Below are 25,184 nucleotides of genomic sequence, written 5' to 3' on the forward strand. Positions count from 1 at the left end.
CCCACCCGCGGGTTGCCGTGGGGCCTCAGCTCGGCGGCCCGCGCCCACGGCGGCGCCGCCGCGCCCGTGCCGCCTGAGGTCCCCAGGCCCTTCGGGCACCGGCGGAGGCACGACTGCCCACAGCTGCTCAGGCAGCCGCCAGGGGCGCTGGGCCGTATCGGCATGCGGCTCCGCCGCGCGGGCGCGACCGGCCACGTCCCACCCGCACCTGCGCGACGACCGCCACCCGCCCGTCCAGGGGGCGCACGCCGCGGAGGCGACGCTGTCACTCCGTTGCGATGGCGCCCAGTACGTCCAGCCGTCCCGCCCGGCGTGCCGGGCGCAGTCCGGCCAGGGCGCCGGCGAGGAGGCCGACCAGGGCGACCACCAGGAGGCGTACGGGCGGCAGGGCGAAGGCGAACGCGGTGTCGCTCGCACCGTCGGAGGCCCTCACCAGCACCCAGCCCAGGAAGGCGCCGAGCCCGAGCCCGCCGGCCGTGCCGAACGCGGCGACCAGCACCGACTCCCAGCGGACCATGGCCCGCAGCTGGGCCCGGGTCTGGCCGACGGCCCGCAGCAGACCGAGTTCCCGGGTGCGCTCGTGCAGCGCGAGGGTCAGCGTGTTGGCGATGCCGAGCAGGGCGATGACCACGGCGAGGGCGAGGAGCGCGTAGACGAGCGTGAGCATCATGTCGATGCCGCCCGCCGACGACTGCGCGTACTCGTCCCGGGTCTGCACGGACGGGTTGCCGTACCGCGCGGCGACCTTCCTCACCGCCGCCTTGCCCGCGTCGGCGCCCACCCCGTGCCGGAAGGTGACGGCGATCAGGGTGTCGGCGTCCTGCGTGCGGTGCGGGGCCCACGCGGCCCGGGTGATGACGTAGTCACCGGCGAGTTCCGACCGGTCGTACAGGGCCCGGACGATGAAGTCCTCCGTGCTGCCGTCGGTGAAGGTCAGCCTGGCCGTGCCGCCGGTGCGCAGGTGCTGCCGGGCCGCCTCGGTGCGGTCGATCGCGATGCCGTCGGCGCCGAGGCCGCGCAGCGAGCCGGTGACGGTGCCGAGGTCGAAGGTGCGGGCGAGGGCGACCGGGTCGGTGACCGTCAACGCCCGCCCCCTGCCGTCGACTTCCGCGACCCCGCGACCGAGCCCCACGGCCGTGTCCACCTGCGGCAGCCGCTGCAGGGCGGGGGCGAGCCGGGGGCTGAGGCCGCTGCCGCCCGCGCCGAAGGACGGGCTGCTGACGGCGACGTCCCCGGCGAAGGACCGGGACACCGTCCGGTCCATCGTGGCCTTCAGCGAGGCGCCGAAGACGGTGAACAGCGACACCACGGCAACGCCGATCATCAGCGCGCTCGCGGTGGCCGCCGTCCGCCTGGGGCTGCGCAGGGCGTTGCGCCGTGCCAGGGAGCCGGTGACGCCGCGCAGTCGGTCCAGGGGGCCGCCGAGGAGCCTTACGGCCGTCGTGGCGGCGACCGGGCCGAGGACGACGAAGGCCGCCAGGGCGAGCAGTGCGCCCAGGCCCGCGAGCCAGACGGAGGGGGACACCAGGACGCCGGTCAGGGTGGCGGCGAGCGCCGACGCGCCGAGGACCGCCCCGGCGATCACGCGGACGCGTGAGGCGCCGGAGGTGTCGACGGCCGTCTCCCGCAGCGCGGCGAGCGGCGCGGTCCGTCCGGCGCGCCGGGCCGGCAGCAGTGCGGAACCCAGGCAGACCACGAGGCCCACGGCGAGCGGCAGCGTCATGGACAGCGTCTTGACGACCAGGTCGCCGTCGGGGAACGGAAATCCGATCGCCGGGAACAGCGCCTGGAGGCCCGCGGCGATGCCGATGCCGCCCGCGAGCCCGGTGAGGGACGCGGTGAGCGCGACGAGGCAGGCCTCGGCGAGGGCGGCGGCGGTCACCTGGCGGCGGGCCGCGCCGAGTGCCCGCAACAGGGCGTTCTCCCGCGTGCGTTGGGCGACGACGATCGCGAAGGTGTTGTGGATGGAGAAGGTGGCGACGAGCAGGGCGACACCGGAGAAGACGAGCAGGAACGTGGTGAACACCGTCAGGAACTGGCTGGAGATCATGTCGGTGTTCTCCTGCGCCGCCTGCTGCCCGGTGATCGCCTCGACTCCCTTCGGCAGCACCGGAGTCAGCCGCCGGACCAGCTCCTTCTGACTCACCCCGGGCCCGGCGCGCACCGCGATGGACGCCGCCTGGCCGGGCCGGGCGGTGAGGTGCCTCTCGGCGTCGGCGCGGGTCATGCCGGTGAACGTCACCTGGGCCATGCCGTCCTGCCCGCCGAAGGTGGCGAGGCCGACGATCGTGACCTTCACCGGGTCCGGGGTGCGCAGGGTGGTGGTGTCGCCGATCCTCAGGCCTCCCTTCTTCGCGGCACCCCGGTTCACCACGACCTCGCCCGGCCGGGCGGGGGCACGGCCTTCGGCGATCCGGTAGGGGTTGAGCCCGGGATCGGTGATCCAGTTCCCGGCGATCGTGGGCGGTCCCTGGCCGCCGACCGGCTTGCCGTCGGCGCCGACGAGCTGGCCGGCTCCCTGGATGTCCGGGGCCGCCGCGGCCACGCCCGGCACCCGTTCGACGGTCCTCACCAGCGAGGTGTCGACGGGCCGCCGTACGCCCTGGGACTGGCCGGGCGTGGTGATGGCGTCGGCGCCGCGTACGACGGCGTCCGTGCCGCTGGTGGCCTCGCCGAACATGCTGCCGAAGCTGGCCCGCAGCGTGTCGCCCATGACGAGGGTGCCGGTCAGGAAGGCGACGCCGAGGAACACGGCGAGGAAGGTGCCGGCGAACCGGCGCCGGTGCGTGCGCAGGGAGGTGAGGCCGAGCCGGAGCGATGCGTTCACGTGCGCACCTCGAAGGCCTTCATGCGGTCCAGGACCCGGTCCGCGGTCGGCGATTCCATCCGGTCGACCAGCCGTCCGTCGGCGAGGAAGAGCACCTCGTCGGCGTGCGCGGCGGCCACCGGGTCGTGGGTGACCATGACGACGGTGCGGTCCGTCTCCCGTACGGCCGAACCGAGCAGGCCGAGCACCTCGGCGCCGGAGCGGGAGTCGAGGTTCCCGGTGGGCTCGTCGGCGAAGACCACCTCGGGCCGTCCGGCGAACGCCCGTGCCACGGCGACGCGTTGCTGCTGCCCGCCGGACAGCTGCGACGGCCGGTGGTGCAGCCGGTCGCGCAGTCCGACGGCGTCGATCAGCGCGTCGATCCACTCCGGGGCGCCGCGCCGGCCGGCCAGGTCCAGGGGCAGGGTGATGTTCTCCGCGACGGTCAGCGTCGGCACCAGGTTGAACGCCTGGAAGACGAAGCCGACCCGGTCGCGGCGCAGCAGGGTCAGGCGCCGGTCGTCCAGCGCGCCGAGTTCGGTGTCCCCGATCCAGGCGGCGCCGGAGGTGAGCGTGTCGAGCCCGGCCGCGCAGTGCATGAGGGTGGACTTGCCGGAGCCGGAGGGGCCCATGATCGCGGTGAAGCGCCCGGCGGGGAAGGAGACGTCGACGCCGTCCAGGGCGCGTACGGCGGTGTCGCCACCGCCGTACACCTTCACCGCGTCGACCACGCGGGCCGCGGCCCGCAGTGCGGTCGCGGTCACGCCGCACCGCCCTTGCCGGCGCGGCCGAACTGCTCCTCCAGGACGGACAGCCGGCGCCAGTACTCGTCCTCGTCGATCTCGCCGGAGGCGAAGCGGCGGCCGAGGACCGCCAGCGGCGAGTCGCCGGCGGGGTGTGCGCCGGCGGCCGGCCGCCACGGGCCGCCGCGGCCGCGCCAGGCTGTGCGGCGCAGCACGGTGACGGCGCCGATCACCACGGCCGCCCAGATCAGCGGGAAGAACAGGATCCATGGGCCGGGTCCACCGTGCCAGTCGGCCAGGGTCTGCATCTCGGGTCACTCCCTTGTCGGTTGCACTGTCGGTTGCGCTGTGCGGGGATGACACGAGGCTCCCTCCGGGGAGGGGTCCGGGTCGTCGTGCGGCCGGCGGCAGTGCGGGTACCTCGCGGGGAGTACGGCGGGCGCGGCGGACTGCTCCCCTGGACCACTGGCGGACTGTAACTACTAGTATGTACAGTAGGTTCATGAGGAGCACCCCGGAACGACTGATCGAGTCCACCCGTGAGCTGCTGTGGGAGCGCGGATACGTGGGCACGAGCCCCAAGGCGATCCTGGAGCGCGCCGGCGCCGGACAGGGCAGCATGTACCACCACTTCAAGGGCAAGCCGGACCTGGCCCTGGCGGCGATCCGGCGGACGGCCGAGGAGCTGCGCGCCACCGCCGAGCGGGTGCTGGACGGGCCGGGCACGCCGTACGAGCGCATCGAGGCGTATCTGCTGCGCGAGCGTGACGTGCTGCGCGGCTGCCCGGTCGGCCGGCTGACCATGGATCCGGACGTGATGGCCGACGACGAGCTGCGCGCGCCGGTGGACGCGACGCTCGCGCGGATCCGGGAGCGGATCGCCGGGATCGTCGAAGAGGGCAAGCGCCAGGGGCAGTTCGCGCCGTCGCTGGACGGCGGGGAGATCGCCGCGGCCGTCCTCGCGACCGTACAGGGCGGCTATGTCCTCGCCCGCGCCTCCGGTTCCCCCGCCGCCTTCGACGCCGGCGTCCGCGGCCTGCTCGCCCTGCTGGCGCCCCCGGCTCCCGGACAGAGCACGCGGGTGGCTGACCACCCCGCCTGAGAGAGGGACGCTCGACATGCACGCCATGCAGTACGAGTTCACGCTGCCCGCCGACTACGACATGGGTGTCATCCGCTCCCGCGTCGCCCGGGTCGGGCATCTGCTGGACGACTGGGAGGGGCTCGGCGTCAAGACGTATCTGCTGCGCGAGCGCGGGGTGCACGGCTCGCCGGTGAACCAGTACGGGCCGTTCTACCTGTGGAACACGACGGAGGGCATGAACGGCTTCCTGTGGGGAGGGGCCTTCCAGGGGCCGGTGAACGACTTCGGGCGGCCGGCGGTCCGGCAGTGGACGGGCCTGGCGTTCGAGGAGGGCGCCGCGAGCGGGTCGGCGCCCCGGTTCGCCGTGCGGCACCGCCGACCGGTCCCGGACGGCGTGGAGCTGGCGGCCTTCATGAGCGACGCGGCGGCCGAGACCGGACGGCTCGCGGCCCAGGACGGCGCGGTCCTCGCCGCGGCGGCCGTGGACACGCGCGCGTGGGAGCTGGTGCACTTCTCGCTCTGGGAGCACGACGCGCCCGGGGCCGACGGGGACCTCTTCCAGGTGCTGCACCTGTCCGCGCCCGGCCGGGAAACGCTCCCGCGGGGGCGGCAGTGGTGAGCCGGGTGCGTACGGTCCTCGGCGACATCCGCCCCGAGCAACTGGGCGTGTGCGACGCGCACGACCACCTCTTCCTCGGCAGCCCGCTGCTGCCCGGCCAGGAGCTGGACGACCTTGCGGCCGCGCGGGCCGAGCTGACCGCGTTCCGGGCGGCGGGCGGCGCGGCCGTCGTGCAGTGGACCCCGTACGGCATGGGGCGGCGGGCCGCGGACCTGCCGGAGCTGTCCCGGGCCACCGGTGTGCGGCTGGTGTGCGCCACCGGCCTGCACCAGGCCGGGCACTACGGCCCCGAGGTGCTGGGCCGGCTGCGCGGTGGCGGCCTCGCCGGGCTGTTCGTGTCCGAGCTGACCGAGGGCATCGGCACGACCGGGGTGCGGGCCGGTCTGATCAAGGTGGCGGGCGGTTTCCACACGCTCGACGCGCACGCCCGCTGGACGATGGCGGCGGCGGCCGAGGCGCACCACGCCACCGGTGCCCCCATCGCCGTGCACCTGGAGCAGGGCACGGGCGCGCCGGACGTACTCGACCTGCTGTGCGGGGAGTTGGGGGTGCCCGGCGACCGGGTGATCCTGGGGCATCTGAACCGCTTCCCCGACCCGGTGACACAGCGGCAGGCCGCCGAGTCCGGGTGCTGGCTGGCCTTCGACGGGCCGTCGCGCGCCCATCACGCCACCGACTGGCGGATGCCTCGGGCGGTGCGGGCGCTGGCCGAGGCCGGCTTCGGCGACCGGCTGCTGCTCGGCGGGGACACCGTGGTGGCCGGGGCCCGCTCGGTGGACGGCGGGCCGGGGATGCCGTACCTGCTGCGCCGGCTGCGCCACCGGCTGGCGGCCGAGCTGGGCGCGGACCTGGTGGGACGCATCCTCTCGGAGCATCCCGGGCGGGCCTTCGCGGCCGAGTGGGCGTGAGGGGGCCGGGCCTGGCGGCGCTGCGAGCGCTGTACGACCACTGACCTGCCCTGGGAGGAGCCGTCAGGTCAGTGCCGTCAGCGGGTCGTCGAGGACCGGCTGCCAGGCCAGTTCCGCCGCTCCGACGAGGCTGTTGTGGTCGAGCGTGCAGGGCAGGATCGGCACTCCGCCGCTCTGCCCCCACAGGCTGCGGTCGGCGACGACGGCGCGCAGCCGTTCCGGGTCGGCGTCCAGCAGGGTGCGGTGCAGGCCGCCGAGGATGATGCGGTCGGGGTTGAGGATGTTGACCAGTCCGGCCAGGCCGAGACCCAGCCGGTCGATCAGCGCCTCGGTGGCCCGGCGGACGGCCGGGTCGTCGTACTGGGTGCGCAGCAGGTCGTTGGCCTGCTGGAGCAGGGAGACCTCGGGGCCCGGCTCGCGGCCGGCCTCCACCAGCAGGGCCAGCGGGTCGGCCTCGACGTCCAGGCAGCCGCGGCTGCCGCAGTGGCAGGGCCGGCCCTCGGGGTTGACGGTGAGGTGGCCGACCTCCAGGGCGAGCCCTGAACTGCCGGTGTGCAGACGGCCGTCCAGCACCAGCGCACCGCCGACCCCCCGGTGCCCGGTGGCCACGCACAGCAGGTCCCGGGCGCCCCGGCCCGCGCCGTGCCGGTGTTCGGCGAGCGCGGCGAGGTTGACGTCGTTGCCGGCGAACGCCGGGCCGGTGATGCCGGCCTCGCGCACCCGCTCGGCGAAGATCCGCCGGACCGGGGCGCCGACGGGCCAGGCCAGGTGCAGCGGGTTGAGGGCGAGGCCGTCGGGCTCGGCCACGGCGGACGGCACGGCGAGGCCGGCGCCGACGCAGCGGCGGCCGGTCGTGCGCAGCAGCTCGGCGCCCGCCTCGACGACCGAGCCGAGCACCTTCGCCGGGTCGGCCTCGACCGTCTCGCAGCCGGGCGCGGTCGCCACGATCCGCCCGCCGAGACCGACCAGCGCGGCCCGGAAGCCGTCGGCGTGGACCTGGGCGGCGAGCGCCACCGGGCCGTCCTCGGCGACCTGGAGCCGGTGCGAGGGGCGGCCCTGGGAGCCGGCCGCGGCACCCGGCCGGGCGTCCACCCGGATCAGGCCGAGCGCCTCCAGCTCGGCGGCCACGGCCCCCGCGGTGGCCCGGGTGACGCCGAGTTCCGCGGTGAGCACGGCGCGGGTCGGCGCCCGCCCGGTGTGCACCAGCTCCAGCGCGGGTCCGAGGGCGCCGCGCCCCCGGTCCAGTCGCGCTCTCGAGGTGGTCCTCTCCCCCGCTGTCCGGGGATCCGCGTTGCCGCTCATGAGGGGGAGTCTCCCATGATCCGCAGGTGCGGCCCGCTACCGGCCGCTGACCCGTAGCGTGATGTTCAGACGCCCGGACAGGCCCAGCCCGTCCGGGGCGGTGCCGGCGTACACCCGCGGGACCCCGTGGTAGGCCAGGCGGGACGGCCCGCCGAACACGAACAGGTCGCCGCTGCGCAGCTCGACGTCCCGGTACGGCCTGGAGCGCGTCGCGGTGTTCCCGAACCGGAAGACACAGGTGTCGCCCAGGCTCAGCGACACCACCGGGGCGTCCGCCTTCTCGTCGCCGTCGCGGTGCATGCCCATGCGGGCGTCGCCGCCGTAGAAGTTGATCAGTGCGATGTCGTACGCGTACGGCGGCTGCGGGCCCAGCGCGGCGACGGCGGCGCGGCGGCCCAGCTCGCCGAGCCAGCCGGGGAAGGGCTTCACGGGTGCGTTGTCGCCGTCGACGGCCGTGCGGGCGTAGGCGTACGGGTACCAGTGCCAGCCCAGGCAGACCTGCCGCGCGCTCATCGTGCCGCCGCCCGGGGTGCGGACCGTGCGCAGTCCGGCCGGCGGCCGCGCCCACCGGCGGCAGGCGGCGAGCAGGTCGCGCTGCGCGCCGGCGTCCAGCCAGTCCGGGACGTGCACGGCGCCCGGCGCGACCTCGGCACGCTCCCGGGCGAACAGCTCGTCCTCCATGCCCCCATCCTGCCCCACCATCCCTGAGCTGCTGCTCCGCTAGCCTGGGGGCACGATGAGCGACCGTATGACGACACCGTGGGGCGAGGTCGAGCTGGCCCGCTTCCCCGAGGACCCGCGCGACCGGCTGCGCGCCTGGGACGCCGCCGACGCGTACCTGCTGCGGCATCTGGCCGAGGAGGAAGTGCCGCTCACCGGCACCGTCGTGGTGGTCGGGGACCGCTGGGGCGCGCTGGCCACGGCGCTCGCGGAGCACCGGCCGGCGCAGATCACCGACTCGTTCCTGACCCAGGAGGCGACCCGGGCGAATCTGGCGCGGGCCGGGGTGGAGCCCGGCGCCGTCCCGCTGCTGACCACGCAGGACCCGCCGCCGGAGCGGGTGGACGTGCTGCTGGTGCGGGTGCCGAAGAGCCTGGCCCTGCTGGAGGACCAGCTGCTGCGGCTGGCGCCGGCCGTGCACGCGGGCACGGTCGTCGTGGGCACCGGGATGGTGAAGGAGATCCACACCTCCACCCTCCGGCTGTTCGAGCGCGTCCTCGGCCCGACGCGGACCTCGCTGGCGCGGCAGAAGGCCCGGCTGATCTTCTGCACTCCCGATCCGGCGCTGGAGCGGCCCGCGAACCCGTGGCCGCACCGCTACACCCTCCCGGAGGGTGTCGGCGTGATCTCGGGCCGCACGGTCGTCAACCACGCGGGCGTCTTCTGCGCCGACCGCCTGGACATCGGCACCCGTTTCTTCCTGCAGCACCTGCCCGCGCCGGGCGCGGGCCGCGTGGTGGACCTGGGCTGCGGCAACGGCGTCGTCGGTACGGCTGTGGCCCTCGCCGACCCGTCCGCCGAGGTGCTGTTCGTGGACGAGTCGTTCCAGGCGGTGGCCTCGGCGGAGGCGACGTACAAGGCCAACGGGGTGCCGGGGCACGCCGAGTTCCGGGTCGGCGACGGACTGGCCGGGGTGGCGCCGGGCAGCGTGGACCTGGTGCTGAACAATCCGCCGTTCCACTCCCACCAGGCCACGACCGACGCGACGGCGTGGCGGATGTTCACCGGGGCGCGGCGCTCGCTGCGGCCGGGGGGTGAGCTGTGGGTGATCGGGAACCGGCACCTCGGCTACCACGTGAAGCTGAGGCGGTTGTTCGGGAACAGTGAAGTGGTGGCCTCCGACCCGAAGTTCGTGGTGCTGAGAGCGGTCAGGAAGGGCTAGGCCGCCCGGGACAGGACGCCGATGATCCGGCGCACCTCGCGGGCCATCGCCTCCCGGCCCACACCGAGGTACGTGCGGGAGTCGACGGCCTCCGGGTGGGCCGCGAGGAAGTCCCGGATCGCGCCGGTCATGGCCGCGTTGAGCGCGGTCCCGACGTTGACCTTGGCGATGCCGCCGGCGACCGCGGCGGTCAGTCCGTCGTCCGGGACACCGGAGGAGCCGTGCAGGACGAGCGGGACGGGCAGCGCGGCGGACAGCCGTTTGATCAGGGCGTGGTCGAGGGCGGCGGTGCGGGTGGTCATCGCGTGCGTGCTGCCGACGGCGACGGCGAGCGCGTCGACGCCGGTGCCGGCCACGAAGTCGCGGGCCTGGTCCGGGTCGGTGCGGGCGCCCGGCGCGTGCGCGTCCAGCGGGGGCCGGCCGTCCTTGCCGCCGATCTGGCCCAACTCGGCCTCGATCCACATCCCTTGGGCATGCGCCCAGTCGACGGCGGCCCGGGTGGCGAAGAGGTTGTCGGCGTACGGCAGCCGGGCCGCGTCGTACATCACCGAGCTGAACCCGGCGTCGGGCGCCTGGCGCAGCAGGTGCTCGCTCTGCACGTGGTCGAGGTGCAGGGCGACGGGTACGGCGGCGCGTTCGGCGGCGGCGACGGCGGCCCGGGCCAGCGGCAGCAGCCGCCCGTAGCGGAACTTGACGGCGTTCTCGCTGACCTGCAGCACGACGGGCGTGCCGGCCGGCTCGGCGCCGGCGACGACGGCCTCGATGTGCTCCAGGGTGATGACGTTGAACGCGGCGACGGCGGATCCGCGGGCGGCGGCCGCGGTGACCAGGTCGCCGGTGGACGCGAGGGGCACGGCGGGTGTCCTTCCGGGTCGGGGCCTGGTGTCAGGGGGCGAGGATCACCGAGCGGGTGAGGTGGCGCGGCCGGTCGGGGTCCAGGCCGCGGGCGGCGGCGACGGCGACCGCGAGCCGCTGCACGCGGACGAGTTCGGCCAGCGGGTCGAGCGTGCCGTCGATCCACAGTGCGCCGGTGGCGCGGACCTGCCGGGCGAGTCCTTCGGGCGCCTCGCCGAGCATCCAGGTGGCGGTGCCCGCGGTGGTGATGCTGATGGGGCCGTGCCGGTACTCCATCGCCGGGTACGCCTCGGTCCAGGACAGCGAGGCCTCCCGCATCTTCAGCCCGGCCTCGTTCGCGAGCCCGACGCTCCAGCCGCGTCCGAGGAAGGTGAACTGGGTGCAGTCGGCCAGCCCTTCGGGAAGAGGTGTGGTGAGGGCCCTACGGGCGTCGGCGACGACGGAGTCCGTGTGCAGGCCGAGGTGGGCGCGCAGGAGGGTGAGGGCGGTGGTGGCGAACCGGGTCTGCACGACGGAGCGTTCGTCGGCGAAGTCCAGCACGACGAGGTCGTCGGCGGCCGAGGCCACCGGGGTGTCCGGGTCGCCGGTGACGGCCGTGGTCCGCGTCCTGCCCCGCAACTCCGCCAGCAGGCCGAGCACTTCGGTCGTGGTGCCGGAGCGGGTGAGGGCCACGACCCGGTCGTACGGCCGCCCGTACGGGAACTCGGAGGCGGCGAACGCGTCGGTCTCGCCCCCGCCCGCGCACTCGCGCAGCGCCGCTGCCGCCTGTGCCATGAAGTACGACGTGCCGCAGCCCACGATCGCGACCCGCTCCCCTGGCTTCGGCAGTGCGTCCCGGTACCGCCCGGTCTGCTCGGCCGCCCGTATCCAGCACTCGGGCTGGCTGTTCAGCTCGTTCTCGACATGGCTCATGGCCACACCCTCCCCTAGCTGATTGTTCCTGCAAGATATAGCGAGCTTTCGAGCACAATCAAGCAATCGCGCGCGGAGTGGGGTGCGCTAGGGTCACCGGGAGCACATCGGAACGGAGGCTGCGGATGTCCCGGGACGCCCGCTGGAAGGCGCTGCTGGAACTGCTCGTCGAGCGCGGCCGGCTGGAGGTCGAGGAGGCGGCGGCCGAGCTGGAGGTGTCGGCGGCGACGATCCGCCGGGACTTCGACCAGCTCGCCGAGCAGCAGATGCTGGTGCGCACCCGGGGCGGAGCGGTGGTGCACGGGGTGTCGTACGAACTCCCGTTGCGCTACAAGACGGCCCGCCGCGCCTCGGAGAAGCAGCGCATCGCCAAGGCCGTCGCCGAACTCGTCACGCCCGGCGAGGCGGTGGGGCTGACCGGCGGCACGACCACCACGGAGGTGGCCCGCGCCCTGGCCGTACGCGGCGATCTGGCCACCGGATCGCCCGCGCTGACCGTCGTCACGAACGCGCTCAACATCGCCAACGAGCTGGCCGTACGGCCCCAGTTCAAGATCGTGGTGACGGGCGGGGTGGCGCGCCCTCAGTCGTACGAGCTCATCGGTCCGCTCGCGGACGGGGTGCTCGGGCAGATCACGCTCGACGTGGCGGTGCTCGGCGTCGTCGCCTTGGACGTGACGCACGGCGCGGCGGCCCATGACGAGGCGGAGGCAGCGATCAACCGGCTGCTGTGCCGGCGCGCCGAGCGGGTGGTGGTCGCGGCGGACTCCAGCAAGCTGGGCCGGCGCGCGTTCGCCCGGATCTGTGACACGGAGCTGGTGGACACGCTGGTGACGGACACGGCGGCGGAGCCGGAGACGGTGCGCCGCTTCGAGGAGGCGGGTGTCCGGGTCGTCACCGTGTGACCCGCTCACGCCCGGCGGCGTGTCGCGGTGCCCGGCTCAGATGCCGCCGAGGTCGGCCTTCACGAACCCGGCGCCGCGCTGGTCGTTGCAGCCCACCGGCGGCCGGCCGGGCGCGTCGGCCGCGCTCTGCTGGGCCTGGAGCGCCACGCTCACCAGGGTCAGCAGCAGATCGACGTCGCTGGACGCGTCGAGCCGCAGGGTCACCCACTGGGAGCCGGGCACGATCCTGATCGCCCCGGCGTCCCGGAGGTCCTTGGCGAACCGGCGGATCGCCCGGTCGGTCAGCCGGAGGTCGACATCCCGGTCCGAGTGGAAGTGGGCGATCTCGCCCCGGGCCGAACTCACCGCCTGTCCCAGGCCGCAGCTCGGGACCGCCTGGCTCAGGTCGGGCCAGGTCGCCAGTTGCGCGAGCGCGCGCGAGGCCAACGTCATGGGGCCATCATGGACCGCTCATCCCCCGGCAACCAGCTCGTGAGCAAGCATTAACCGACCTGTATCCGACGGCGGAACCCGCGCGGACGGCCGCACGGCGCCCCCGACCAGCCCCTCGTGAGGCCGCGTTGACGCCGCCGCCGTCGTGAGCGGGCCCGAGTCCGCGCAGGTCAGGCCGCGCCGGTCGGCCACCGGTCCGCCGCTTGCCCGTCATGGAGCATCCGGGGCAGTCCGAAGAGCGGCAGCAGCGCGTTGTCGCCGAAGCGGGTGATGGCGCGGATCCCGTCGTCTCGCAGAGTGAGAACCACCAGTCCGTAGGCGTGCGCGACCGCCTCGCCCGGCTCGCGCAGATAACTGCCGAACGCGGGCTGCCCGTTGGCACGCGTGGGCACCAGACGCAGCGCCCGGCCACCCCACCAGGGCAGGGCGCCGTAGAACCGGGCGATCGCCGTGCGTCCTTCGTACTCCAGGGACTCGGGCGGCATCGTCAGCCGGGCGTCGTCGGTCAGCAGCGCCACCAGCCCGTCGACGTCGGACCGTTCGAGGGCGTCCACGAACCGCCCGGCGAGCGCGCGTTCCCGTGCCGAGCGCGGCAGGGGGGCACGGTCGCGGTCCGGGCCGGGGATCCGGCCGTCCAGCGCGGCACGCGCGCGTTGCAGCGCGCTGTTGACCGACACGCCGCTGCTGTCGAGCAGTTCGGCCACCTCGGCGGCGCGGAAGCCGAGCACGTCGCGCAGCACCAGCACCGCGCGCTGCCGTGGCGGCAGACGCTGGAGCCCGGCGGTGAACGACAGCGCCAGCGCCTCCCGCGTCTCGTAGCGGGCCTCCGGTCCCGGCGCGCTGTCGGGCAGGTCCGCCAGCAGGGCGTCCGGGTAGGGCTCGTACCGGACCGCCTCGCCGCGGCGGGTGGGCTCGGGCACGCCGGACGGCGGCGGCCCCGGTTCGCGCGGCTGCGGCCGGCGTCCCGCGTCGCGCAGCGCGTTCAGGCAGCGGTTGGTCGCGATCCGGTACAGCCAGGCGCGCACGGAGGCCCGGCCCTGGTACCCGTCCAGCCCGCGCCAGGCGGCCAGCAGGGTCTCCTGGACCAGGTCCTCCGCGTCCTGCACGGACCCCAGGATCCGGTAGCAGTGCACCTGCAGCTCGCGCCGGTACCGCTCGGTGAGCTCCCGGAACGCCTCCGGGTCGCCGGCCCGGGCACGCGCCAGGGTCGTCTGGGTCATCGCGTCTTCCCTCGCCTCTTCCGCCTATCCGTCCGGTTGTCCTTCCGGAGAGCACACCGGTGAGGACACCGTCCGGGCCGGAAAGTCATCGGTGACCTGCCCGGGGCGGCCGTGTCCCGACAAGAGACCGCAATTCCGCCGAGCGCGTCGGCCGTCGCGTGCACGCGCTCCATGGACGAGGGAGATCACACCGTGACGACCATCGAGGGCAGTTCCGTGCTGATCACCGGGGGCAGCCGCGGCATCGGCCGGGAGCTGGTGCACGAGGCCCTGGCGAGGGGCGCGGAGCGGGTGTACGCCGGTACCCGTGGGCCGCTGTCCCACCCGGACGGGCGGGTCACGCCGCTGTACCTGGACGTGACGGACGGGGACGGGCTGCGCCGGGCCGCCGGGGAGGTGGGTGCACTCGACGTCCTGGTCAACAACGCCGGCATCGCCGTACCCGACGAGCTGGACGACCGTACGGCGCTCGAACGGCACCTCGCCGTCAACCTCTTCGGCACCTACGACGTGATCCGCGCCTTCCTGCCGCTGCTGCTCCGCTCGCGGGGCGCCATCGTCAACAACCTGTCGCTGAACGGCCTCGCCGCGCTCCCGGTCCTGCCGGCCTACTCGGTGTCGAAGGCGGCGGCGTTCTCGCTGACGCAGTCGCTGCGCACTCTGCTGGCGGAGCGGGGCGTGCGGGTGCACGCCGTGCTGACCGGGCCCGTGGACACGGACATGATCCGTGCCTTCGACATCCCGAAGGCATCGGCCCGGTCCGTCGCACGGGCCCTCTTCGACGGGGTGGAGAAGGACGAGGAGGACATCTTCCCCGACCCGCTGTCGGCGTCCCTCGCCGAGGGCTGGCGCGGCGGCGCGGTGAAGGCGCTGGAGCGGCAGCTGGCCGGGCTGCGGACAGCAGGGCCCGCCGGATCGTGAGCCGCAGCGGTCGTACGGCCGCGGGGGCGCCCGCCCCGCCGCGAGCCGTGCACCCGTACCACCCCCGACACCCATGCACCACTCTCCGAGGAGGAACTCATGACCGTCCACAGTGCCCTTGTCATCGGAGCCGCCGGCAGTGTCGGCCGTGCCACCGTCGACGCCCTCACCGCCGCCGGAGCCCGGGTCCTGGCCGCCGGGCGCGAGCGGGACGCGACGGACCCCGCACAGGTGGCGGCGCTGCTCGCCGAGGCGGATCCGGATCTCGTCGTGGTCGCCGCGGGGACGCGTCCCCGGATGGCGGCGATCGGGGAACAGAGCTGGGAGTCGTTCTCGGCTCCGTGGCACGTCGACGTCAGGATCGCCTTCGAGGTGGGCCGCGCCGCCCTGGCACGGCCCCTGCGGCCCGGCTCGACCGTGGTGATCCTGTCCAGCGGCGCCGCGCTCGGCGGCTCGCCGCTGTCGGGCGGCTACGCGGGCGCCAAGCGGACGCAGATGTTCCTGGCCGGCTATCTCCAGCGCGCCGCCGACGCGCGCGGTCTCGGCATCCGTTTCGTCGCCCTCGTTCCGGGCCGGCTGCTGAACGGAACCGCGATCGGCCGGGCCGCGGCCGCCGCGTACGGCGCCGAGACCGGCCAGTCGGCGGACGCCTGCCTCGAGGAGCGGTTCCCGGTGCCACTGGACGCGGCCGGCGTCGCGCGGGCGATCCTCGGGATCGTCTCCGACGAGGACCACGGCACGGAGACGGCGCTGGTGGTCACGGGCAAGGGGGTCGAGCCGGTGTGAGGCGGGGGCCGCGTGTGGTCGTCAGGGCGTTCTCGGGCCCGGATCGTCCGCCGGCCTGTCGTGTGCCGGGCCGGCGGACGCGGTCGACGAGAGTGAGGCGAGGAGCCGCAGTTTCTCGTCGCTGTCGCTGTCCTTGTCGGGGTAGTACAGGACCAGGATGACGTCGTCGACGGGGAGTTTGTCCCGGTGCAGACGCAGGTCGCCGACGACGGGGTGGTGGACGGTGGTCGTGCCTCCGTCGAGGCTGCGGACGTCCTGGCGGGCCCACAGGGTGCGGAACCGCTCGCTGGACAGCGCGAGTTCCCCGACGAGCTCGACGAACCGGGGATTGTCGGTGTCGTCGCCGATGGTGGTCCGCAGCGCGGCGACGAAATCGGCGGTGGCTTTCGCCCAGTCCTGGTGGAAGGCTCGTTCCTCGGGATCGAGGAGTAGGGAACGCAACCGGTTCTCGCCCGGCCGCAGGCGGGGGGAGAGTGCGACGGCCAGGGGGTTGGAGGCCAGGACGTCGAACGCGCGCCCTTCGACGAACGCGGGGATCTGAAGGTGGGCGAGCAGCTGGTGCACCCGTGCCGGCACGTGCTCGGGCTGCTTGCGGCGCGGTGCCCTGGAGCGTGCCGCCGCGAGGCCGAGCAGGTACGTCCGTTCGACGTCGTCGAGCTGCAGGACGCGCGCGAGCGATTCGAGGACCTGAGGTGAGGGGTTCTTGTCGCGGCCCCGCTCCAGGCGCAGGTAGTAGTCGGGACTGATGCCGGCGAGCAGGGCGACTTCCTCTCGGCGCAGGCCGGGCACGCGGCGGTTGCCGCCGGGCGGGAGTCCTGCCTGCGCCGGGGTGACCAGCTCACGCCGGGCACGCAGGTAGCTGCCGAGCCGGTTGCCGGATTGCTCATCCCTCATGACGCCACCGTAATGCGGTGCGGGTGTCCCAGCGGGGGCCCTGACAGGACCAGGGAAGACGGGGGCCCTGCCCCACCCGGCGGATTCCGTCAAGACTGCGGAGCACTGCCGTGCAAGAGGCAGGAAACACCGCTGTCTGCGCCGTGAGCCCGTACGCCGGCGGCGCCCTGGACGAAGGGAAGATCCCGTGGATCTGTCCAACCGCACCGTTCTCGTCGTCGGCGGGACCTCGGGCATCGGGCGAGAGCTGGCCCGGCGGTTCGCCGCGGCGGGCAGCACCGTGGCCGTGGGCGGCCGCAGCCCGCAGGCGCTCTCGGAACTCGCCGGGGAGGGTTTCGGCACGTTCCGTGTCGACGTCACGGACGGCGCCTCCGTCGCGTCGGCCCGTGACGCCGTGCTCGCCCGGTACCCCGAACTCGACACCGTGGTGACGATGGCGGGCGTCATGCTCCTGGAGGACCTGCGCGACCCCGCGCACTTCGAGGCGGCACGGACGACGATCGACACCAACCTGACCGGCACCATCCGGGTCGTCGACGCCTTCACCCCGCACCTGGTGCGGCGGGGCGCCGGCACCTTCATCACCGTGACCTCCGGCATCGCCTTCCTGCCGTTCCCGCCGATGCCCAGCTACGCCGCCTCGAAGGCCGCGGTCCACGCCTACTCCGAGGCACTGCGAGCGCAGCTCGACGGCACCGGTGTCGGCGTCGTCGAGCTCGTGCCCCCGGCCGTCGCCACGGCGGGCCAGGAGCAGGTGAACCCGCACGCACTGCCGCTCGACGACTTCGCCACCGAGGTCATGCACCTGCTCTCGGCGCACCCCACTCCGCACGAGATCTTGGTGAAGGGGGTTCTGATGCACCGCTGGGCCGAACGCGACGGCACCTACGACGACCTCGTCGCACAGCGCTCCCGGGCGCTGGCCATGCTCCCCGGCCGCGAGGGCTGACACCCCGGGCGGGGCGCAGACGTGGTGCTGCCACGCGTCCCGCCCCGGTTCCCCGGCGCTCCCCTTGCCGCGCCCCCGCCCCGCCACCTAGCCTGACTTTGTGCCGCTAATAAACAAATCCCGTTCGCACAGCGTCGTGCCGGGTGGCACCGGTGATCTCACCCGGCTCCGCATCGCGCTGACCACGTTCTTCGCTCTCGACGGCTTCGTCTTCGCGGGCTGGGTCGTGCGCATTCCGGCCATCAAGCAGCAGACCCATGCCTCCGCCGGCGCGCTGGGAATGGCCCTCCTCGGTGTCTCCGCGGGCGCCGTCGTCACCATGACCCTCACCGGGCGGCTCTGCCGCCGCTACGGCAGTCATCCGGTCACCGTGGTGTGCGCCGTGCTGCTCTGCCTCAGCGTCAGCCTGCCCCCGCTGACCCACTCCGCGCCCGCGCTCGGCGCCGTACTCCTGCTCTTCGGCGCCGCCTACGGCGGCATCAACGTCGCCTTCAACAGCGCCGCCGTCGACCTCGTGGCCGCGTTGCGGCGGCCGGTCATGCCGTCGTTCCACGCGGCGTTCAGCCTCGGCGGCATGGTCGGCGCCGGTCTCGGCGGTCTCGTCGCGGGGGCGCTCTCCCCCACGCGGCACCTGCTCGGCCTCACCGTGATCGGGCTGCTCGTCACGGCCGTCGCCGGGCGCGTCCTGCTGCGGCAGGCGCCGCCCGCGCCCCGGGACCGTACGCCCGCCGCGCGCGGGGAGACGGAAGGTGTCGCGCCACGGCGGACCGGCGGCCGGGGGCTGGTCGTCGTCTTCGGGCTGGTCGCGCTGTGCACCGCCTACGGCGAGGGCGCGATGGCCGACTGGGGCGCCCTGCACCTGCAGCAGGACCTGGCGGCGTCGTCCGGTGCGGCGGCGGCCGGGTACGCGTGCTTCGCGCTGGCCATGACCCTGGGCCGGGCGACCGGCACGACCCTGCTGGAGCGTCTCGGCCGCGCCCGCACGGTGATCGGCGGCGGCACCGTCGCCGCCCTGGGGATGCTGCTCGGCTCGCTCGCCCCGTCCCTCTGGGCCGCGCTGATCGGCTTCGCGGTCACCGGACTGGGCCTCGCCAACCTGTTCCCGGTGGCGGTGGAACGGGCGGGCGCCCTGACCGGCCCCTCCGGCGTCGCGGTCGCCTCGACACTGGGCTACGGCGGCATGCTCCTCGGGCCGCCCGCGATCGGGTTCATGGCCGACTGGTTCTCCCTGCCGGCCGCGCTGACCAGCGTGGCGGCCCTGTCCGCCGTCGCCGCGGTCATCGGGGTGTGCACCCGCCGTACGGCGGGTGTCTGACCGCCTGCCGAGCAGCGGCTCCGCGGCGCCGAAAACCAGTGCCCTTCGAGCCTGCTCCATCCGGCAGACTCGCGCGCATGGACACTGCCGACTTTCTTCAGACCCTGGACCGGGAGGGCCGGTTGCTGGCCGAGGCGGCCGCGCAGGCCGGCGTCGAGGCCAAGGTGCCGACCTGTCCCGACTGGCAGGTGCGGGACCTGCTGCGGCACACCGGGATGGTGCACCGCTGGGCCGCCGCCTTCGTCGCCGAGGGGCACACCTCGTACCACCCCGACGGCGGGCTGCCCGGCCTGGACGGCGACGCACTGCTCGCCTGGTTCCGCGACGGGCACCGGTATCTCGTCGACACCCTCGCCTCGGCCGCGCCCGACGTGGAGTGCTGGCACTTCCTGCCGGCGCCGTCACCGCTCGCGTTCTGGGCGCGGCGTCAGGCGCACGAGACGACGGTGCACCGGGTCGACGCGGAGTCGGCGCGGGGCGGCGCCCGGTCCGGGATCGGCCCCGCGTTCGCGGTGGACGGCATCGACGAACTGCTGCGCGGCTTCCACGCCCGCCCCAAGAGCAGGGTCCGCAGCGACGAGCCCCGGGTGCTGCGGGTGCGGGCGACGGACACCGACGGCGCGGTGTGGACCGTACGGCTGTCCCAGGAGCCGCCGGCGGCCACGCGGGATGCCTCGGGCGTGACCGACTGCGAAGTGGCCGGGCCCGCCGCCGAGTTGTATCTCGCGCTGTGGAACCGGCAGCCGTTTCCGCAGGTGACCGGGGACCCCGCCGTCGCCGGGCTGTGGCGGGAGCGGTCGGCCGTCACCTGGAGCTGAGCTCGCCCGCCAGCATCCGGCTCAGCACCGCGCGCTGCACCGGCCGTACCTCGCCGTGCAGCGCGCGCCCTTTCGCGGTGAGGGCCACCCGCACGCCGCGCCGGTCCTCGGCGCACATCGCGCGCTCGACCAGGCCGTCCTTCTCCAGGCGGCCGATCAGCCGGGACAGCGCGCTCTGGCTGAGATGGACGCGCTCGGAGATCTCCTGCACCCGGTAGGCGCACCCGCCGTCCGCCGGCGCGGCCTCGGCCAGCAGGTCGAGGACCTCGAAGTCGCTGGCGCACAGGCCGTGTCCGTGCAGCACCCGGTCCAGCTCGCACTGGGTGCGGGCATGCAGTGCGAGGATCTCCCGCCACTGCTCCACGAGCGCCTGCTCGGACCTGTTCGACGCCATGAGCGCACCGTAGCAGAGAGACAAGATTGTTGCATCGGAATTAAATGCATTTGCATCTCATGCATGCGCATGTAGTGTCGTCGGCATGACCTCTCCGCTCACCCCTTCCACGGCCCCGTCCCCGGCGGTCCGCTGGACGCCCCGGCTGTGGGGCACCCTGCTGGTGCTCTGCGCGGCGATGTTCCTGGACGCGCTGGACGTGTCGATGGTCGGCGTCGCGCTGCCGTCCATCGGTTCCGACCTGCACCTGTCCACGTCGACGCTGCAATGGATCGTCAGCGGCTACATCCTGGGCTACGGCGGGCTGCTCCTGCTCGGCGGCCGCACCGCCGACCTGCTCGGCCGGCGTCAGGTGTTCCTCGTCGCGCTCGGCGTGTTCGCGCTCGCCTCGCTGCTCGGCGGGCTGGTCGACTCGGGTCCGCTGCTGATCGCCAGCCGGTTCGTCAAGGGCCTGAGCGCGGCCTTCACGGCGCCGGCGGGCCTGTCGATCATCACCACGACCTTCCCGGAGGGCCCGCTGCGCAACCGGGCCCTGTCCATCTACACCACCTGCGCCGCCACCGGCTTCTCCATGGGCCTGGTGCTGTCGGGCCTGCTCACCGAGGCCAGCTGGCGCTTCACCATGCTGCTGCCCGCGCCGATCGCCCTGGTCGCCCTGTTCGCCGGGCTGCGGCTGCTGCCGCGCAGTGCCCGCGAGGAGAACCACGACGGCTACGACGTCCCGGGCGCCGTCCTCGGCACCGCGTCGATGCTGCTGCTGGTCTTCACCGTGGTGCAGGCGCCGCAGGCCGGGTGGGCCTCGGCCCGCACCCTGCTGTCCTTCCTCGCCGTCGCCGTTCTGCTCGCCGCCTTCGTCGCCGTCGAGCGGCGCTCGCCGAGCCCGCTGATCCGGCTGGGCGTCCTGCGCTCGGGCAGCCAGGTCCGCGCCCAGCTCGGCGCGATCGCCTTCTTCGGCAGCTACGTGGGCTTCCAGTTCCTGACGACGCTGTACATGCAGTCCCTGCTCGGCTGGTCCGCGCTGCACACCGCGCTCGCGTTCCTGCCGGCGGGCGCGCTGGTGGCGGTGTCCTCCACGAAGGTCGGTGCGATCGTCGACCGGTTCGGCACCCCGCGCCTGATCGCGGCCGGGTTCGCCTTCATGGTCCTCGGCTACGCGCTGTTCCTGCGGGTCGACCTGGACCCGGTGTACGCGGCGGTGATCCTGCCGTCCATGCTGCTGATCGGCGCGGCCTGTGCCCTGGTCTTCCCGTCCCTCAACATCCAGGCCACCAACGGTGTCGAGGACCACGAGCAGGGCATGGTCTCCGGTCTGCTCAACACCTCGGTGCAGGTGGGCGGCGCGATCTTCCTGGCGGTGGTCACGGCCGTGGTGACCGCCGGCGCCCCCGCGCACGCCACCCCGCGGGCCGTCCTCGACAGCTACCGGCCCGGCTTCATGGTCGTCACGGGCATCGCCGTGGCGGGCCTGCTGATCACCCTCACCGGCCTGCGCCGGCGCCGTACGCAGCGGTCCGTCGTGGTCGCCAGGTCCATCCTGGAGGAAGCCGAAGCGGAGCGCGTGGCGGTCCGCGACTAGGGGGAGGCCTCCAACAGTGCGCCCGGCGGGGCGGGTTGCCCCGCCGGGCGCACGTCTGTGAAGCTGGCGGAATGTACGCATACGGGGGACGCCGCACCAAGGCCCAGCAGGACGCGGCCACGGTCGAGATCGGGTACGCGCTGGTGAGCGCCCTCTTCGCGGCCGGGGTGCTCTTCGGCGCCGTGGCCGGGCCCGCGCTGCTCTTCGATCTCCCGCGCCTGCTGTCCCTGGTCCTGCTGCGGCTCGGCACGGCCGTCGCGCCGGTCGTCTTCACAGCCCGGGTGATCAGCGTGCTGGTGCGCTTCCGGAAGGCGGGTCAGCCCAGCCACCCAGGCCGCACCAACCCCGACTCGTAGGCCAGGACGACGAGTTGGGCGCGGTCCCGGGCGCCCAGTTTGACCATCGTGCGGCTCACATGGGTCTTGGCGGTGAGGGGGCTGACCACCAGGCGGCGGGCGATCTCCTCGTTGGACAGGCCGATGCCGACCAGCGCCATCACCTCCCGCTCCCGCTCGGTGAGGTGGGCGAGGGCGTCGGCCGCGGCGGGCTCCTTGGAGCGGGCCGCGAACTCGGCGATCAGCCGGCGGGTGACGCCCGGCGACAGCAGGGCGTCACCCTGCACCACCGCCCGTACCGCGCGCAGGAGTTCGTCCGGTTCGGTGTCCTTCACCAGGAAGCCGGAGGCGCCGGAGCGGATCGCCTCGAAGACGTACTCGTCCAGCTCGAAGGTGGTGAGCATGACCACCTTCACGTCCTTCAGCTGCGGGTCGCCGGTGATGCGCCGGGTGGCGGCGAGGCCGTCCAGCAGGGGCATGCGGATGTCCATCAGGACGACGTCCGGCCGCAGTTCCCGCACCAGGCGCAGCGCCTCCTCGCCGTCGGCCGCCTCCCCGGCCACCTCGATGTCCGGCTGCGCGCCGAGCAACGCCCCGAAACCGGCCCGCACCAGCGACTGGTCGTCGGCGAGCAGTACCCGGATCACTGGTCCTCCCTGAGGTGCGACGGCAGTACGGCGAGCACCCGGAAGCCGCCGCCGGGCCGCGGTCCCGCCTCGATGGTGCCACCGAGCGCGGCGGCCCTCTCCCGCATGCCGGCCAGTCCGCTGCCGCTGCCGCCGGCGTCGGCCCCGGTGGCCGGGCCGTCGTCGTCGACGCGCAGCCGCAGCGCCCGGCCGTCGTGGGCGAACCGCACGCGCGCGTGCCGCGACCCCGAGTGCCGTACGACGTTGGTCAGGGCCTCCTGCACGATGCGGAAGGCGGCGAGGTCGGCGCCGGGCGGCAGCCGCGGGAGCTCGCCCTCGACCTCCACGGTGAGTCCGGCGGCGGCCGCCTGCTCCACCAGCTCCGGCAGCCGGTCCAGACCGGGCGCGGGGGCGCGCGGGGCGGCGCCGGGGGCGCGCAGGGTGTCGAGGACCTGGCGGACCTCGCCGAGCGCTTCCTTGCTGGCGGCCTTGATGGTGGTGAGCGCGGCCCGCGCCTGCTCGGGGTCGCTGTCGAGCAGCGCGAGCCCCATGCCGGCCTGGACGTTGATGACGGAGATGCTGTGCGCGAGCACGTCGTGCAGCTCGCGGGCGATCCGCAGCCGTTCCTCGTCCGCGCGGCGCCGTGCCGCCTCCGCCCGGTCGGCGCGCTCGCGCGCCCACTGCTCGCGCCGCACCCGGGCCAGTTCGGCCAGGGCGACGATCGCCAGCAGCCAGGTGCCGATGACGATCTCCTGCGTGAGGCCCGCGCGCCGGTCGCCCGCGGGCGGGAGCCAGCGGTAGAGCCAGAGGGCGACCAGGGCGTGCCCGGCCCAGAGCAGGCCGACGGACGCCCAGGCGGCCCGCCGACGCCCGGCGACGACCGCGCTGAAGCAGGCGACGGCGACCACCACGAACACCGGGCCGTAGGGGTAGCCGGCGGCCAGGTAGCCGAGGGTCGCCGCGGCGGCGCCGAAGGCCACGGCCGCCGGATACCGGTGCCGGCCCAGGAGCAGCAGCGAGGCGGCGAGCAGCAGCACGCGCCCGTAGCCGTCGAGGGGGACGCGGTGCGGCTGGCCGTGCCCGGCGAAGTTGCTGCCGATCAGGACGAACGCGGTGATCAGCGCGGTGGTGCGCCAGGGCAGGCGGGGAGTGCCGTGCGGCTCCGCCCCGTCGGGCGCGTCCCGCCACGGCGGCCCGTGCCGCCACCACCGCTCCGGGGCGCGCTGCTCTTCCATGCGGGCCACGGTAGACGCCGCCGGCCGGCGCGGGCGTCAGCCGGACGAGGTGATCACGCGTACTCCCCGGGGAGTACCCGCGGCTGCGGGCCGAGGCCGCCGACGCGGGCCTGACCCTTCCGGCGCGATCCCTTGTCGGCGCCGCCTTCCGGGGCGTCAGGAGCGGTCGAGGCCCACCTGCCGGGCCAGCCGGGCCGCCGCGTGCCGGAAGAAGGCCGCCCGGTCCTCGACCACGTTGGTGAACTGGCCGAACAGTTCGAAGCTGACCAGGCCGAACAGCTGGGCCCAGGCCGCCACAAGAGCGGCGGCGGTCTCCGGGGGCAGCCCGGGGGCGAAGTCGGCGGCCATGCGCTCGGCCTCGGGCCGCAGCTCGGCGGACAGGGGAAGGTCGGCGAGGCCGGCGTGCTCGTGGGCGTCCCGGACGATGCCGATGAAGACGAGGCCGACGCGGGCGGCCGCCGGGACCGTGGTCTGCGGGGCGGCATAGCCGGGCACGGGCGAGCCGTAGATGAGGGCGTACTCGTGCGGACGGGCGAGCGCCCAGTCGCGCACCGCCTCGCACACCGCCGTCCAGCGGTGCAGGGGATCGGCGCCGGCCGCGGCGTCCCGCGCCCGTTCCGCAGCCTCGCCGAGGGAGTCGTACGCGTCGATGATCAGGGCGGTGAGCAGGTCGTCGCGGCTGGGGAAGTACCGGTACAGCGCGGAGGAGACCATGCCCAGCTCGCGGGCGACGGCCCGCAGCGAGAGCTTGGCGGCGCCGTCCTTCGCCAGCTGTCTGCGCGCCTCTTCCTTGATGGCCGCCGTGACGTCCCTCCTGGCCCGTGCGCGGGCTCCCTCCGTGGTGCTCATACGAGCCAGTCTGCCATGGATCGAGAGCGGTGCACACAAACGAGAGCACTGCTCTTGCTCTGGAGCGCCATGTGCGCCAGAATCGAGTCCAGCGAGAGCACCGCTCTCCCAAACCGTGGGGGTCCCCGTGTCGACACACGTCAAGAAGCCGGGCTGGTTCACCGTCAACGTCTTGAACCGGTCGGTCGCCTGGTTCACCGGGCGCGGCATCAGCGTCTGGGGCTCCCGGGTCCTCGCGGTGCGCGGGCGCAAGAGCGGCGAGTGGCGCACCACGCCGGTGAACCTGCTGACGGTGGACGGACAGCAGTACCTGGTCGCCCCGCGCGGCCATGTGCAGTGGACCCACAACATGCGCGCGGCCAGCGGCGGCGAGCTGCGGCTGGGCCGGAAGGTGGACGTGTTCACCGCCACCGAGGTCGCCGACGACGACAAGGTTCCGCTGCTGCGCGCCTACCTCAAGCGCTGGAAGGCGGAGGTCGGCATCTTCTTCGACGGCGTCGGTCCCGACTCCCCGGACGAGGAGCTGCGCCGCATCGCCCCGGACCACCCGGTCTTCCACATCACGGTCACGAGCTGACCGGACGCCTCGCCGGACCGAGCGCCCCGACCGGCCACGCCGCCGGGCGCCGGTCCCGGTCCCGGGCCGCGCCTTCCCCCCACCGGCCCGGTCCGCGCGCACTCCGCCCGGCACCCGATGGCTTCCCGCCGGTGCCGGGCCTCTCCCCCGCCGGTCCCGGTCAGGCACCGGCCGGAGCCGCCACCGGGCCGCCGGTACCGGTCCCGGTCCCGCCCCCCCACCGGCCCGGTCCGCATGGGCT

27 protein-coding genes are annotated in these 25,184 nt (G+C 74.4%); 13 read left to right on the top strand and 14 right to left on the bottom strand.

From position 1 onward, the window contains the following. Positions 1-265 precede the first annotated feature (265 nt). The 3 genes from ACGFZN_RS04030 to ACGFZN_RS04040 are packed head-to-tail and all read right to left on the bottom strand — an operon-like array spanning position 266 to position 3,857. A complete protein-coding gene (locus tag ACGFZN_RS04030; RefSeq protein ID WP_393856890.1) occupies positions 266-2,827 on the bottom strand; it encodes an ABC transporter permease in 2,562 nt (853 codons plus the stop codon). Beyond that, on the bottom strand, positions 2,824-3,570 hold the full coding sequence (locus ACGFZN_RS04035) for an ABC transporter ATP-binding protein (protein WP_393856891.1): 747 nt from the start codon (positions 3,568-3,570) through the stop codon (positions 2,824-2,826). Before ACGFZN_RS04035 ends, ACGFZN_RS04030 begins: the two co-directional genes overlap by 4 nt. Beyond that, a complete protein-coding gene (locus tag ACGFZN_RS04040) occupies positions 3,567-3,857 on the bottom strand; it encodes an SHOCT domain-containing protein (RefSeq protein ID WP_393856892.1) in 291 nt (96 codons plus the stop codon). Before ACGFZN_RS04040 ends, ACGFZN_RS04035 begins: the two co-directional genes overlap by 4 nt. Before the next feature lie 179 nt (positions 3,858-4,036). Between ACGFZN_RS04040 and ACGFZN_RS04045 the strand changes: the two genes are divergently transcribed. The 3 genes from ACGFZN_RS04045 to ACGFZN_RS04055 are packed head-to-tail and all read left to right on the top strand — an operon-like array spanning position 4,037 to position 6,160. Beyond that, complete coding sequence (locus tag ACGFZN_RS04045; protein WP_393856893.1) at positions 4,037-4,651, top strand: TetR/AcrR family transcriptional regulator; 615 nt, start codon at positions 4,037-4,039, stop codon at positions 4,649-4,651. Between the two features lie 16 nt (positions 4,652-4,667). Then, positions 4,668-5,252: a DUF4865 family protein gene (locus ACGFZN_RS04050; RefSeq protein WP_393856894.1), complete on the top strand. Its 585-nt coding sequence runs from the start codon at positions 4,668-4,670 to the stop codon at positions 5,250-5,252. Next, the gene (locus ACGFZN_RS04055) at positions 5,249-6,160 is read left to right on the top strand and encodes a phosphotriesterase (RefSeq protein ID WP_393856895.1); all 912 of its coding nucleotides are present in this window, start codon (positions 5,249-5,251) and stop codon (positions 6,158-6,160) included. The genes ACGFZN_RS04050 and ACGFZN_RS04055 overlap by 4 nt, the downstream gene beginning before the upstream one ends. A gap of 63 nt (positions 6,161-6,223) precedes the next feature. Here ACGFZN_RS04055 and ACGFZN_RS04060 read toward each other — a convergent pair whose 3' ends face one another. Beyond that, complete coding sequence (locus ACGFZN_RS04060) at positions 6,224-7,462, bottom strand: ROK family protein (protein ID WP_393856896.1); 1,239 nt, start codon at positions 7,460-7,462, stop codon at positions 6,224-6,226. A gap of 36 nt (positions 7,463-7,498) precedes the next feature. Continuing rightward, positions 7,499-8,143, bottom strand: coding sequence for an alpha-ketoglutarate-dependent dioxygenase AlkB family protein (locus tag ACGFZN_RS04065; RefSeq protein ID WP_393856897.1), 645 nt, complete (start codon positions 8,141-8,143; stop codon positions 7,499-7,501). 67 nt (positions 8,144-8,210) lie between these two features. On the opposite strand from ACGFZN_RS04065, the gene ACGFZN_RS04070 reads away from it, so the two are divergent. Next, the gene (locus ACGFZN_RS04070) at positions 8,211-9,344 is read left to right on the top strand and encodes a methyltransferase (RefSeq protein ID WP_393856898.1); all 1,134 of its coding nucleotides are present in this window, start codon (positions 8,211-8,213) and stop codon (positions 9,342-9,344) included. Here ACGFZN_RS04070 and ACGFZN_RS04075 read toward each other — a convergent pair. Together ACGFZN_RS04075 and ACGFZN_RS04080 are read right to left on the bottom strand one after the other, a co-directional pair. Continuing rightward, positions 9,341-10,198, bottom strand: coding sequence for a ketose-bisphosphate aldolase (locus ACGFZN_RS04075; protein WP_393856899.1), 858 nt, complete (start codon positions 10,196-10,198; stop codon positions 9,341-9,343). The two genes, ACGFZN_RS04070 and ACGFZN_RS04075, sit on opposite strands and share 4 nt — an antisense overlap. Positions 10,199-10,229: 31 nt before the next feature. Further along, complete coding sequence (locus ACGFZN_RS04080; protein WP_393856900.1) at positions 10,230-11,111, bottom strand: SIS domain-containing protein; 882 nt, start codon at positions 11,109-11,111, stop codon at positions 10,230-10,232. A gap of 125 nt (positions 11,112-11,236) precedes the next feature. On the opposite strand from ACGFZN_RS04080, the gene ACGFZN_RS04085 reads away from it, so the two are divergent. Continuing rightward, positions 11,237-12,016, top strand: coding sequence for a DeoR/GlpR family DNA-binding transcription regulator (locus ACGFZN_RS04085; RefSeq protein WP_393856901.1), 780 nt, complete (start codon positions 11,237-11,239; stop codon positions 12,014-12,016). A gap of 36 nt (positions 12,017-12,052) precedes the next feature. Here ACGFZN_RS04085 and ACGFZN_RS04090 read toward each other — a convergent pair whose 3' ends face one another. Next, entirely contained in the window at positions 12,053-12,448 is a 396-nt protein-coding gene (locus tag ACGFZN_RS04090; RefSeq protein WP_393856902.1) for a luciferase family protein, read from the bottom strand. Positions 12,449-12,618: 170 nt separating this feature from the next. Next, a complete protein-coding gene (locus ACGFZN_RS04095; protein WP_393856903.1) occupies positions 12,619-13,668 on the bottom strand; it encodes an RNA polymerase subunit sigma-70 in 1,050 nt (349 codons plus the stop codon). 192 nt (positions 13,669-13,860) lie between these two features. On the opposite strand from ACGFZN_RS04095, the gene ACGFZN_RS04100 reads away from it, so the two are divergent. Further along, positions 13,861-14,589 (top strand): SDR family NAD(P)-dependent oxidoreductase, encoded by a 729-nt coding sequence (locus tag ACGFZN_RS04100; RefSeq protein WP_393856904.1) that lies wholly within the window; start codon positions 13,861-13,863, stop codon positions 14,587-14,589. Between the two features lie 99 nt (positions 14,590-14,688). Then, positions 14,689-15,375: an SDR family oxidoreductase gene (locus tag ACGFZN_RS04105; protein WP_393856905.1), complete on the top strand. Its 687-nt coding sequence runs from the start codon at positions 14,689-14,691 to the stop codon at positions 15,373-15,375. A gap of 21 nt (positions 15,376-15,396) precedes the next feature. Here ACGFZN_RS04105 and ACGFZN_RS04110 read toward each other — a convergent pair whose 3' ends face one another. After that, complete coding sequence (locus ACGFZN_RS04110) at positions 15,397-16,269, bottom strand: helix-turn-helix transcriptional regulator (RefSeq protein WP_393856906.1); 873 nt, start codon at positions 16,267-16,269, stop codon at positions 15,397-15,399. Between the two features lie 187 nt (positions 16,270-16,456). Here ACGFZN_RS04110 and ACGFZN_RS04115 point away from each other — a divergent pair, with 187 nt between their 5' ends. The 3 genes from ACGFZN_RS04115 to ACGFZN_RS04125 all read left to right on the top strand — a co-directional run bounded on the left by ACGFZN_RS04115 (position 16,457) and on the right by ACGFZN_RS04125 (position 19,351). Next, the gene (locus ACGFZN_RS04115) at positions 16,457-17,218 is read left to right on the top strand and encodes an SDR family oxidoreductase (RefSeq protein WP_393856907.1); all 762 of its coding nucleotides are present in this window, start codon (positions 16,457-16,459) and stop codon (positions 17,216-17,218) included. A gap of 136 nt (positions 17,219-17,354) precedes the next feature. Further along, complete coding sequence (locus ACGFZN_RS04120; protein ID WP_393856908.1) at positions 17,355-18,533, top strand: MFS transporter; 1,179 nt, start codon at positions 17,355-17,357, stop codon at positions 18,531-18,533. Between the two features lie 77 nt (positions 18,534-18,610). After that, entirely contained in the window at positions 18,611-19,351 is a 741-nt protein-coding gene (locus ACGFZN_RS04125; RefSeq protein ID WP_393856909.1) for a maleylpyruvate isomerase family mycothiol-dependent enzyme, read from the top strand. Here ACGFZN_RS04125 and ACGFZN_RS04130 read toward each other — a convergent pair. Then, positions 19,338-19,745: a MarR family winged helix-turn-helix transcriptional regulator gene (locus ACGFZN_RS04130; RefSeq protein WP_393856910.1), complete on the bottom strand. Its 408-nt coding sequence runs from the start codon at positions 19,743-19,745 to the stop codon at positions 19,338-19,340. The two genes, ACGFZN_RS04125 and ACGFZN_RS04130, sit on opposite strands and share 14 nt — an antisense overlap. 85 nt (positions 19,746-19,830) lie before the next feature. Here ACGFZN_RS04130 and ACGFZN_RS04135 point away from each other — a divergent pair, with 85 nt between their 5' ends. Next, complete coding sequence (locus tag ACGFZN_RS04135; protein ID WP_393856911.1) at positions 19,831-21,321, top strand: MFS transporter; 1,491 nt, start codon at positions 19,831-19,833, stop codon at positions 21,319-21,321. A 71-nt stretch (positions 21,322-21,392) separates the two neighbouring features. Next, positions 21,393-21,677, top strand: coding sequence for a DUF6332 family protein (locus ACGFZN_RS04140; RefSeq protein WP_393856912.1), 285 nt, complete (start codon positions 21,393-21,395; stop codon positions 21,675-21,677). Here ACGFZN_RS04140 and ACGFZN_RS04145 read toward each other — a convergent pair. From ACGFZN_RS04145 to ACGFZN_RS04155, 3 genes are all read right to left on the bottom strand, one after another. Then, entirely contained in the window at positions 21,638-22,303 is a 666-nt protein-coding gene (locus ACGFZN_RS04145) for a response regulator (RefSeq protein ID WP_393856913.1), read from the bottom strand. The genes ACGFZN_RS04140 and ACGFZN_RS04145 overlap by 40 nt on opposite strands. Continuing rightward, entirely contained in the window at positions 22,300-23,517 is a 1,218-nt protein-coding gene (locus ACGFZN_RS04150) for a sensor histidine kinase (protein WP_393856914.1), read from the bottom strand. Before ACGFZN_RS04150 ends, ACGFZN_RS04145 begins: the two co-directional genes overlap by 4 nt. Positions 23,518-23,673: 156 nt before the next feature. Next, on the bottom strand, positions 23,674-24,366 hold the full coding sequence (locus tag ACGFZN_RS04155; protein WP_393856915.1) for a TetR/AcrR family transcriptional regulator: 693 nt from the start codon (positions 24,364-24,366) through the stop codon (positions 23,674-23,676). A gap of 127 nt (positions 24,367-24,493) precedes the next feature. On the opposite strand from ACGFZN_RS04155, the gene ACGFZN_RS04160 reads away from it, so the two are divergent. Then, complete coding sequence (locus tag ACGFZN_RS04160; RefSeq protein WP_393856916.1) at positions 24,494-24,943, top strand: nitroreductase family deazaflavin-dependent oxidoreductase; 450 nt, start codon at positions 24,494-24,496, stop codon at positions 24,941-24,943. Positions 24,944-25,184 lie beyond the last annotated feature (241 nt).

It is taken from the genome of Streptomyces sp. NPDC048192 (assembly GCF_043202415.1).
Lineage (GTDB): Bacteria > Actinomycetota > Actinomycetes > Streptomycetales > Streptomycetaceae > Streptomyces.